The organism is uncultured Eubacterium sp. (genome assembly GCF_934295145.1).
Classification (GTDB): Bacteria; Bacillota; Clostridia; order Lachnospirales; family Lachnospiraceae; genus Eubacterium_I.
On sequence record NZ_CAKRAS010000079.1, the window covers coordinates 1 to 10,441 of the forward strand.

The 10,441-nt window shown below is 43.8% G+C and carries 9 protein-coding genes; 8 read left to right on the forward strand and 1 reads right to left on the reverse strand.

Translation table 11 applies throughout. The features are described from left to right. The 7 genes from Q0I54_RS12245 to thiI form a co-directional block, all read left to right on the forward strand. Positions 1 to 1,233 (forward strand): Hsp70 family protein (locus tag Q0I54_RS12245; protein ID WP_296118982.1); only part of this gene is annotated, 1,233 nt, incomplete at its 5' end. A 172-nt stretch (positions 1,234 to 1,405) separates the two neighbouring features. Beyond that, a complete protein-coding gene (dnaJ, locus tag Q0I54_RS12250; protein WP_296118983.1) occupies positions 1,406 to 2,575 on the forward strand; it encodes a molecular chaperone DnaJ in 1,170 nt (389 codons plus the stop codon). A gap of 18 nt (positions 2,576 to 2,593) precedes the next feature. Further along, positions 2,594 to 4,303 carry an ABC-ATPase domain-containing protein gene (locus Q0I54_RS12255; RefSeq protein WP_296118984.1) on the forward strand — a complete coding sequence of 570 codons (1,710 nt, stop codon included), beginning with the start codon at positions 2,594 to 2,596 and terminating at the stop codon, positions 4,301 to 4,303. A 183-nt stretch (positions 4,304 to 4,486) separates the two neighbouring features. Next, positions 4,487 to 5,437: a 50S ribosomal protein L11 methyltransferase gene (gene prmA / locus Q0I54_RS12260; RefSeq protein ID WP_296118986.1), complete on the forward strand. Its 951-nt coding sequence runs from the start codon at positions 4,487 to 4,489 to the stop codon at positions 5,435 to 5,437. A 2-nt stretch (positions 5,438 to 5,439) separates the two neighbouring features. Beyond that, positions 5,440 to 6,189, forward strand: coding sequence for a 16S rRNA (uracil(1498)-N(3))-methyltransferase (locus tag Q0I54_RS12265; RefSeq protein ID WP_296118988.1), 750 nt, complete (start codon positions 5,440 to 5,442; stop codon positions 6,187 to 6,189). 2 nt (positions 6,190 to 6,191) lie between these two features. Next, a complete protein-coding gene (locus Q0I54_RS12270) occupies positions 6,192 to 7,346 on the forward strand; it encodes a cysteine desulfurase family protein (RefSeq protein ID WP_296118995.1) in 1,155 nt (384 codons plus the stop codon). A 21-nt stretch (positions 7,347 to 7,367) separates the two neighbouring features. Continuing rightward, on the forward strand, positions 7,368 to 8,555 hold the full coding sequence (thiI, locus tag Q0I54_RS12275; protein WP_296118990.1) for a tRNA uracil 4-sulfurtransferase ThiI: 1,188 nt from the start codon (positions 7,368 to 7,370) through the stop codon (positions 8,553 to 8,555). A 154-nt stretch (positions 8,556 to 8,709) separates the two neighbouring features. Here the strand turns inward: thiI and Q0I54_RS12280 are convergent, their stop codons facing one another. Beyond that, on the reverse strand, positions 8,710 to 8,943 hold the full coding sequence (locus tag Q0I54_RS12280; RefSeq protein WP_177973072.1) for an HPr family phosphocarrier protein: 234 nt from the start codon (positions 8,941 to 8,943) through the stop codon (positions 8,710 to 8,712). 89 nt (positions 8,944 to 9,032) lie between these two features. Here Q0I54_RS12280 and mtaB point away from each other — a divergent pair, with 89 nt between their 5' ends. Next, positions 9,033 to 10,316: a tRNA (N(6)-L-threonylcarbamoyladenosine(37)-C(2))-methylthiotransferase MtaB gene (mtaB, locus tag Q0I54_RS12285; RefSeq protein ID WP_296118993.1), complete on the forward strand. Its 1,284-nt coding sequence runs from the start codon at positions 9,033 to 9,035 to the stop codon at positions 10,314 to 10,316. The last annotated feature ends 125 nt before the right edge of the window (positions 10,317 to 10,441 follow it).

Consider the following 10,441-nt stretch of genomic DNA (forward strand, 5'->3'; position numbering starts at 1 on the left):
AAACAGGAAGGTGTAGATCTTTCTACAGATAAAATGGCTCTTCAGAGATTAAAAGAAGCAGCTGAGAAAGCGAAAAAAGAACTTTCTTCTGCAACAACAACAAATATTAACCTTCCGTTCATCACAGCTACAGCTGAGGGACCGAAACATTTCGATATGAACCTCACAAGAGCTAAATTTGATGAGTTAACACGTGACCTGGTTGACAGAACAGCAGTTCCGGTACAGAATGCGTTAAAAGATGCAGGTATCACAGCTTCTGAACTTGGTCAGGTACTGTTAGTAGGTGGTTCTACACGTATCCCGGCTGTACAGGATAAAGTAAAACAGCTGACAGGCAAAGAGCCAAGTAAATCCCTGAACCCGGATGAGTGCGTAGCAATCGGTGCTTCTATCCAGGGTGGTAAACTTGCAGGCGATGCTGGTGCCGGTGAAGTATTACTGCTTGATGTAACTCCACTTTCCTTATCCATTGAGACAATGGGTGGTGTAGCTACAAGACTGATCGAGAGAAATACAACAATCCCGACAAGAAAGAGCCAGATTTTCTCCACAGCAGCAGATAACCAGACAGCTGTAGATATCAACGTAGTACAGGGTGAGCGTCAGTTCGCTAGAGATAATAAATCTCTTGGACAGTTCCGTCTGGATGGAATCCCGCCAGCACGTCGTGGTGTTCCGCAGATTGAGGTTACATTCGATATCGATGCAAACGGTATTGTAAATGTATCTGCAAAAGACCTTGGAACAGGCAAAGAGCAGCATATCACAATCACAGCAGGATCCAACATGTCTGATGATGAGATCGATAAAGCTGTAAAAGAAGCTGCAGAGTTTGAGGCTCAGGATAAGAAGAGAAAAGACGCGATCGATACAAGAAACGATGCTGATTCCTTCGTATTCCAGACAGAGAAAGCACTTGAGGAAGTTGGTTCTGGTATTTCAGATGCTGAGAAAGCACCGGTACAGGCAGATTTGGATGCATTAAAAGCACTTCTTGAGGCTCATCCGGAAGCTGACAAGATGACAGATGCAGAGTTAGATGAGCTGAAAGCTGCAAAAGAGAAACTGATGGCAAGCGCTCAGCAGGTATTTGCTAAAATGTATGAGCAGGCACAGGCTGCACAGGGTGGTGCTGCAGGCGCAGGTCCGGACATGAACGCAGGTGCTGGCCAGCAGACAGCAGGCGGCGCTGATGACGATGTTGTAGATGCTGATTACAAAGAGGTTTAATCAGAATCGAAGGATATGCGGTTCATCGCAGTAAATGCAAAATGATAAATAACGCACCAGAGGGCGGAATGCCTTCTGGTGCATTGTTGGATTAATCTCGAAGGGGATATTTGCCCTTCGTGAAACCAGAAGATACAAAAATACAGCAAAACATAAGGGATGGAGTTCAGATATGGCAGAACAGAAAAGGGATTATTATGAGGTGCTTGGTGTAGACCGTAGCGCAGATGATGCCACAATTAAAAAGGCATACCGTCAGTTAGCCAAAAAATATCATCCGGATGCAAACCCGGGAGACAAAGAGGCAGAGGCAAAATTTAAAGAGGCTTCTGAGGCTTATGCGGTATTAAGTGATTCAGAGAAGAGAAGACAGTATGATCAGTTTGGTCACGCTGCATTTGACGGTGGAGCAGGCGGCGCCGGAACTGGTGGATTTGATTTCTCCGGCATGGATTTCGGTGATATGTTTGGTGATATTTTCGGCGATTTCTTTGGCGGCGGTTCCAGAAGAGGCGCATCCAATGGACCAATGAAAGGTGCCAACTTAAGAACCAGTGTCCGTATCACGTTTGAGGAAGCAGTGTTTGGCTGTGAGAAAGAGATTGATATGGTGCTGAAAGATGAATGTACGACCTGTGGTGGAACAGGAGCAAAACCGGGTACTTCTCCAGAGACATGTACAAAATGTGGCGGAAAAGGTAAAGTTGTATTTTCACAGCAATCTCTGTTCGGCATGGTTCAGAACGTTCAGACCTGTCCGGAATGTAACGGATCCGGCAAGATTATCAAAGATAAATGTACGTCCTGTCGTGGAACCGGTTATACTTCCAGCAGAAAGAAAATCAAAGTTTCTATTCCTGCCGGAATTGATAATGGGCAGAGTGTTCGTATCCGTGAGAAGGGTGAGCCTGGTATCAATGGCGGACCGCGTGGTGATCTGCTGGTAGAGGTTATTGTATCCTCACATCCAATTTTCCAGCGCCAGGATATGAATATTTATTCAACTGCACCGATTTCCTTTGCACAGGCAGTATTAGGTGGCGAGACAAGAATCAGCACTGTAGATGGAGATGTTATTTATGAAGTAAAACCTGGTACACAGACTGATACAAGAATCCGCCTGAAAGGCAAAGGTGTTCCTTCTCTGCGTAACAAAAATATTCGTGGTGATCAGTATGTTACTCTGGTGGTGCAGGTTCCGACATCATTGAGTGCAGAGGCGAAAGAAGCATTGCGTGCATTTGATGCGGTATCCGGTGATACCCTGCATACAGGTGCGGAAGAAGGTATAAAACAAGAGAAACATCACAAAAAAAGAGGATTCTTCAAAAAAGAAGATTAATATAGTATAGGATTACGGATGTATAATAAAATAGATTTAAAAAATAAATTAGAATCAATTCATCGAAAAAGTTATCCGGCATATAAGTCACTGAGGGGAAGTTATACCTTCGGTGACTTTGTGCTGTCTATTGACCATGTGCAGGGAGATCCTTTTGCGGCACCATCTTCCCTGCATGTAGAACTTCCATTGAAAAAAGCAGGATTTCCGGAAAAATATTTTGAAAAAAGTTATACGAAAACGGCATTGGAAGATTTAATCTTGCGTAAGTTTTCGGCAGCATTAGATCAGTACAGTTTCAAGGCAAAAGGTTCTGGAAAAAGCGGACTGATCTCTACCAGCAGACCGGGACCGGAGATTATGCGCCGGACAGCAGTGGAATTTAGCAGTACGGCATTGATTGTGCGTTTTGAAGTTGGTTTTCCGGCGAATGGACGTACCATTAATGCGCAGGAACTGGAGAAGATTTTACTGGATTTTCTGCCACAGATTGTGAAAAAGTGTCTGTATTATCAGGCGTGGGACAAAGCAAAGGTTCAGGAAACTTATGAACTGGCGGAAAATCAGCAGAAGATTCGTGAAGTATTAGAGGAACGAAAACTGGTGGCTTTCTGTGCAAACGGAAGTATTTTGCCGCGAAAGAATGGGGTATCCAGTCAGCCGTTAAAAGATGCAGTGGCATTTGAATCCCCGAAGAGTATGGAGATTACTATAGATCTACTTTTTGGCGGAACAATCTGTGGTATGGGAATCCCGGAGGGCGTAACATTGATCGTTGGCGGTGGTTATCATGGAAAGTCCACATTGTTGCAGGCATTGGAACAGGGTGTATACAATCATGTGAAAGACGATGGCAGGGAGTATGTTATTACCAGAGCCAACGCGCTGAAGCTGCGTGCTGAGGATGGCCGGGCGGTTTCTGACCTGGATTTGTCTCTGTTTATTCATGATCTGCCGAATGGAAAAGATACTCATTGTTTTTCCACGGAAGATGCCAGCGGAAGCACGTCACAGGCAGCAGGTGTTATGGAAGGAATCGAAGCGGGTACAAGCTGTCTTCTGATTGATGAGGACACTTCCGCAACAAACTTTCTTGTGAGGGATGCTTTTATGCAGCGTGTGGTCAGCGGAGCGCAGGAACCGATCACGCCGTATATCGCCAGAGTACAGGACCTGTATGAAAAAGCAGGAATTTCTACGGTTTTGGTTGCGGGCAGCAGCGGAGCATTTTTCCATGTGGCAGATACCATTATTCAGATGGATGCGTATCGACCGAAAGATGTGAAAGCCAAAGTTCAGAAATTGCTGTCGGAGTATCCTTCTGTGGATTTTAGTGACAATACGGAAGTATTTGCACTTCCAACGAAAAAGCGTATGTTTGTGATGGAACGGAAGACAAAGCGAAATGGCAGAGGTGAACGAGAAGAGCGGATCAAGACAAAAGTAATGGGAACCGATGGTTTTTCTATCGACCACAATATGGTAGATCTGCGTTATGTGGAGCAGCTGATTGATACGGAGCAGACGGCAGCGCTGGCTGTAATTATGAAATATATCATGAAAAAAGGTTCAATTTCTATGGAAATGCAGGCGTTGGTTGCGGAAATGAGTAGTCTGCTTGAGAAAAAAGGAATGGCAGCTTTTGTGGATGGCGTACTTTCTTGTGGTTATGCATATCCGCGAAAAGAAGAAATTTTTATGATGCTGGATCGTTTCCGCAGATCGTAGAGTAAAAATTCTAGAATGTTAAATTTTCGGTTAGTCAAAAAAACTCTTGTCGAATGACTGGTTTATAGGGTAATATAATTCAAGAATGTTTTCGGCATTGATTAGTCCTGTTGCTGCAGGACTAATTGGCATGTTCGGAACTATGAAAATTGCGTGCAAATAATAATATGGAGGATATGTGCGATGAAATGGGATAAATATACGATTGAAACTACCACAGAAGCGGAAGATTACATCAGTAGTACATTGGCAGATCTTGGCATCGAAGGCATTGAAATCGAGGATAATGTACCGTTATCAGAATCTGATACTTCTAAAATGTTTATTGATATTCTGCCGGAGCTTCCACCGGATCAGGGCATTGGCTATGTCAGCTTTTATCTGGAAGCCGGTGAGGATCACAGCGAGAAGTTAAAAGAAGTAGCAGAGGCGTTAGAAGAAATGCGCAGCTATGTGAATATCGGAAGCGGCAAGATTACAAGCAGTGAGACGGAGGATATTGACTGGATGAACAACTGGAAAGAGTTTTTCCATTCCTTTACCATTGATGATATTTTGATCAAACCGACCTGGGAAGAACTGGATCAGGCAGATCAGGACAAAATTTTGATCGAGATTGATCCTGGTATTTCCTTTGGAACCGGAAAACATGAGACTACACAGCTTTGTATCCATCAGCTTCGTAAATATATGAAAAATGGCGATGAAGTGCTGGATGTGGGATGCGGAAGCGGAATCCTTTCTATTGTCAGCCTGAAACTTGGTGCAGGTCATCTGACTGGTACAGATATTGATGAAGATTGCATTACTTCTACTTATGAAAACTTTGAAGTAAATCACCTGAGCAGAGAACAGGGTGATTTTTACGTTGGAAACCTGATTGACGATATCGAACTTCAGGAAAAAGTCGGTACAGAGAAATATGATGTGGTTGTTGCAAATATTTTGGCAGATGTTATCATCCCGATGGCACCAGTGATTCCGGCACGCCTGAAAAAAGACGGTGTATTCATTACTTCAGGAATCATTGATTTCAAAGAGAATGAAGTAAGAGAAGCCATTGAAAAAGCTGGCATGACTGTTCTGGAAGTGACACATCAGGGTGAATGGGTCAGCATCACAGCGAGGAAATAAGCATGTATCAGTTTTTTGTGGATGACTGCCAGATTGGCAAAGAATATGTGACTATCACTGGAAGTGATGTCAATCATATTAAAAATGTGCTGCGTATGCGTCCCGGGGAAAAAATCCGGGTCAGCAGCAGTTCCCGCGATATGTTCTGTAAAATTGCGGAACTGACAGATGATTTCGTGCAGGCAGATATTCTGGATGAGGAAGCACCGGATACAGAACTTCCATCACGGATTTATCTGTTTCAGGGATTGCCAAAGGGCGACCGTATGGAGTACATCATTCAGAAATCGGTGGAACTTGGAGTACATGAGATCATTCCGGTGGCAATGAAATATTGCGTGGTCAAACTGGATGCAAAAAAGGCAGGCAATAAAGTGAAACGCTGGCAGGCCATCAGTGAGAGCGCGGCAAAACAGTCCAAACGCAGCAAAATTCCGGAAGTGCATACCGTAATGAGTTTCAAAGAAGCGGTAGAATATGCAAAACAGCAGGATATGATCCTGGTGCCTTATGAAAATGAGCGCGGTATGGAAGCAACCAGAGACGCGTTAAAAAAGGTGAAACCGGGACAGTCTATCAGTGTGTTTATCGGGCCGGAAGGCGGATTTTCTGAGGAAGAGATTGATGTGTTACGGCAGGATGCAGAGGTACTTTCCCTTGGAAAAAGAATTCTGCGTACAGATACGGCAGCAATCTGCACCATGTCCATGCTGATGCTGGAATTGGAAGAAAAAACGGAGGGAGAATGCTGACAATGGAAGCGTATCTGGATAATTCAGCCACCACGAGATGTTCGGAGGCGGCAAAAAATAAAATGGTGGAAGCGTTGACCGTGGACTTTGGAAACCCATCTTCCATGCATATGAAAGGCGTGGAAGCAGAAAAATATGTCAAAGAGGCAACCACAGCCATTGCAAAAACCCTGCGTTGTCAGGAAAAGGAGATTGTATTCACTTCCGGTGGAACAGAGTCTAACAACCTGGCAATCATCGGTACCGCACTGGCAAATCAGCGTGCGGGCAAACATATCATTACCACCAGCGTAGAACACGCATCTGTAAAAAATACGATGCGATTTCTGGAAGAAGAGGGCTTTGAGATCACGTATCTTCCGGTAGACGCAAATGGGCAGATTTCACTGGAACGGCTGCAGCAGGAATTGCGGGATGATACGATCCTTGTGTCCATGATGATGGTAAACAATGAGATCGGTGCCTTAGAACCAGTGGAAGCAGCTGGAAAAATCATCAAAGATCACAATCCGGCTACGGTATTTCATGTGGATGCAATTCAGGCTTACGGAAAGTTTCAGATCATTCCGAAACGGATGCATATCGATCTGCTTTCTGTCAGCGGACATAAAATTCACGGACCGAAGGGCATTGGATTTTTATATATCAAAGACAAGACAAAAATCCGTCCGATTTCCTTTGGTGGAGATCAGCAGAAGGGCATGCGTTCTGGAACTATCAATGTGCCGGGAATTGCAGGACTTGGTGTGGCGGCGACAGAGGCTTATGATCATCTGGAGGAGAATGCAGAGCATCTGTATGAACTGAAAGCATATTTTGCGGAGAAGCTGCAGCAGCTTGAGGATGTGACCATCAACGGAAAAACAGATCGAGACAGTGCACCGCAGATTGTCAGCGCAAGTTTTTTGGGTGTGCGTTCCGAAGTGTTGCTTCATTCGATGGAGGATCGCAATATTTATGTGTCAGCGGGAAGTGCATGTTCTTCCAATCATCCGTCTCTTTCCAGCACATTGCTGAATATCGGACTGGATCATGCGCATCAGGAATCCACACTGCGGTTCAGTTTCTGCCCGGAGACGACAAAAGAAGAATTGGATTATACTTACAGCGTTTTGGAAGAGTTACTTCCGATGTTGCGTAGATATAGAAGACATTAGAGAGAGAGGAGAAACAAATTTATGTTGTTTCAGTCATTTTTGATCAAATACGGTGAAATCGGTATTAAAGGAAAAAACCGCTACGTATTTGAAGAAGCGTTAATGAAACAGATCGGACATGCCCTGCAGCCGGTGGACGGAACTTTTTCTGTTTCCAGAGAGCAGGGAAGAATTTATGTGGATGCAGAAGGTGATTATGATTATGATGAGGCAGTTCTGGCTCTGACAAGAGTTTTCGGTATCGTAGGCATCTGCCCGTTAGTCAGAGTAGAAGAGAAGGGTTTTGACCAGCTGGCAAAAGACGTATTAAAATATCTGGATGACGTATATCCGGACAAAAACAAAACTTTCAAAGTCGTATCCAGAAGAGCGCGGAAAAATTTCCCGAAAAACTCTCAGGAAATCAATGCAGACCTTGGCGAGATCATTCTGGACACTTATCCGGAGATGAAAGTTGACGTACATCATCCGGATATCATGCTGAACGTGGAAATTCGTTCCCAGGTAAATATTTATTCCATGATCATTCCGGGACCGGGAGGGATGCCGGTTGGAACAGCCGGAAAGGCAATGTTACTTCTGTCCGGTGGTATCGACAGCCCAGTAGCAGGTTATATGATCGCAAAACGTGGTGTTACGATTGAGGCTACTTATTTTCATGCACCGCCTTATACAAGTGAACGTGCAAAACAGAAAGTAATCGATCTGGCAAGAATCGTATCCCGATACAGCGGCCCGATCAAATTAAATATTGTCAACTTTACCGATATTCAGCTTTATATTTACGACAAATGCCCACATGATCAGCTGACCATCATCATGCGTCGATATATGATGAAGATTGCAGAGCATTTCGCAAATGAGTCCGGATGCCTTGGGCTGATCACCGGTGAGAGTATCGGACAGGTAGCAAGCCAGACGATGCAGTCACTGGCAGCAACTAATGCCGTATGCAATATGCCGGTATACCGTCCACTGATCGGTTTTGATAAAAATGATATTATTGCGATTTCGGAAAAAATTGATACTTACGAGACATCCATTCAGCCGTTTGAAGACTGCTGTACAATCTTTGTTGCAAAACATCCGGTGACAAAACCGAACCTGAAGATCATTGAGCGTTCCGAGCAGCATTTGAATGAGAAAATTGATGAGCTGATGCAGACAGCGATTGAGACAACAGAGACAATTACTGTTTGCGAAGAGTAGATATAAATACAATAGTCGAAACAGACGAAAAATAGCTGTATCGGCAAATAAAAAACAAGAGTTCAGTGAATAAAAAGAACCGGGAAAAAATCACTTTGATTTTTCCCGGTATCTGGTTTTGAAAATAAGTATATTTCATTTTCTTTGGATAAAATTATACAAGATAAGGTTTTAATGCTTCCATGATCTCGCCCATATCTGTATCACCTGCATGAATTGCAAGGTCGATCGGTTTGGACAGATCCAGACTGAAGATACCCATAATGGATTTTGCATCGATGACGTATCTTCCGGAAATCAGGTCAAAATCAAAATTGAACTGAGTAATTGCATTGACAAAGCTTTTTACCTTATCGATGGAATTTAAAGAAATCTGTACTGTTTTCATTTACCAGCCCTCCTGAAAAAATATAATTTATTCTATTCAATAGTAACTTCAAATTATGAAAAAGTCAATACAATATAGGAGTTGAAACAATGAAAAAAGCGGCATTACACAGCCTTGGATGTAAAGTGAATTCATATGAGACAGAAGCAATGCAGCAGATGTTGGAACAGGCGGGATATGAGATTGTGCCGTTTCATGACAGGGCAGATGTGTATATTATCAATACCTGTTCTGTGACAAATATTGCGGATCGCAAATCCAGACAGATGATTCATAAAGCAAAGAAGATGAATCCGGATGCGATCGTAGTGGCGGCAGGCTGTTATGTGCAGACATCCACGGAGCAGGCGAAAGCAGATGCGGCCATTGATATTATTATCGGAAACAATAAAAAGCAGGATCTTCTTGCAATGCTGGCAGCCTATGAGGCAGACCATGGCGTAGAGCAGGAAGGCGTGTTGGATATTAATCATACAAAACAGGAATACGAAGAACTGACAGTGATCCATCCGTCAGAGCATACCCGTGCATTTTTGAAGGTGCAGGACGGCTGTAATCAGTTTTGCAGCTACTGCATTATTCCGTATGCGCGTGGCAGAGTCAGAAGCCGAAAACGGAAGGATGTGGCAGAGGAAGCGCGCAGACTGGCAGAAAACGGTTTTCAGGAGCTGGTGCTGACAGGTATTCATCTGAGTTCTTATGGCATTGACTGCGACAGCAGCCTGCTGGAACTGATTCAGACATTGCATGAGATTGACGGTATCGAGCGTATCCGTCTGGGCTCTCTGGAACCGGGGATCATCACAGAAAGTTTTGTACAGTCTTTGGTGAAATTGCCGAAGGTATGTCCGCATTTTCATCTGTCCCTGCAGAGCGGAAGCGCAACCGTTTTGAAACGGATGAACCGCAGATACACACCGGAAGAATATCTGGAAAAATGCGATCTGTTACGTCAGTATTATGAACATCCTGCGATCACCACAGATATCATCGTGGGATTTCCGGGGGAGACACCGGAAGAGTTTGAGGAGACCTGCGCATTTGTGAAAAAAGTGGATTTTTACGAGGTGCATGTGTTTAAATATTCCAAGCGAAACGGAACGGTTGCTGCATCCATGCCGGATCAGATTCAGGAATCTGTTAAAGCAGAGCGTAGTGGAATCCTGATGGAGCTGGCAGAAAAACAGAAAAAAGAATTTATTCAGTATTACGAAGGAAAAGAAGTATCCGTATTATTTGAAGAACCGGTAGAAGTGGACGGTGTGCGCTATTTTGAAGGACTGACACCGGAATATGTCAAAGTATGGGTACCAACGGAGGAAAAACTGGAGAACCAGATAATGAAGGTTGAATTTTTCCCTTATTTATATTAGAATAAATGTTGATATATTTTAACGACAGAGGTACAAGTTATGCAGGACTTAAGCAGTACACAATATTTTAAAGTAGAAAAAGCACCGGAATTAAAAATCGGTGATGTTCTGGAAATCGTATACAA

What these genes read in the sequence shown, in the direction of transcription:
- Q0I54_RS12255 (WP_296118984.1), top strand. Translation starts at nt 2,594, where the DNA reads ATGTATAATAAAATAGATTTAAAAAATAAATTAGAATCAATTCATCGA.
- Q0I54_RS12280 (WP_177973072.1), bottom strand. Translation starts at nt 8,943, where the DNA reads ATGAAAACAGTACAGATTTCTTTAAATTCCATCGATAAGGTAAAAAGC.
- mtaB (WP_296118993.1), top strand. Translation starts at nt 9,033, where the DNA reads ATGAAAAAAGCGGCATTACACAGCCTTGGATGTAAAGTGAATTCATAT.
- Q0I54_RS12265 (WP_296118988.1), top strand. Translation starts at nt 5,440, where the DNA reads ATGTATCAGTTTTTTGTGGATGACTGCCAGATTGGCAAAGAATATGTG.
- Q0I54_RS12270 (WP_296118995.1), top strand. Translation starts at nt 6,192, where the DNA reads ATGGAAGCGTATCTGGATAATTCAGCCACCACGAGATGTTCGGAGGCG.
- dnaJ (WP_296118983.1), top strand. Translation starts at nt 1,406, where the DNA reads ATGGCAGAACAGAAAAGGGATTATTATGAGGTGCTTGGTGTAGACCGT.
- prmA (WP_296118986.1), top strand. Translation starts at nt 4,487, where the DNA reads ATGAAATGGGATAAATATACGATTGAAACTACCACAGAAGCGGAAGAT.
- thiI (WP_296118990.1), top strand. Translation starts at nt 7,368, where the DNA reads ATGTTGTTTCAGTCATTTTTGATCAAATACGGTGAAATCGGTATTAAA.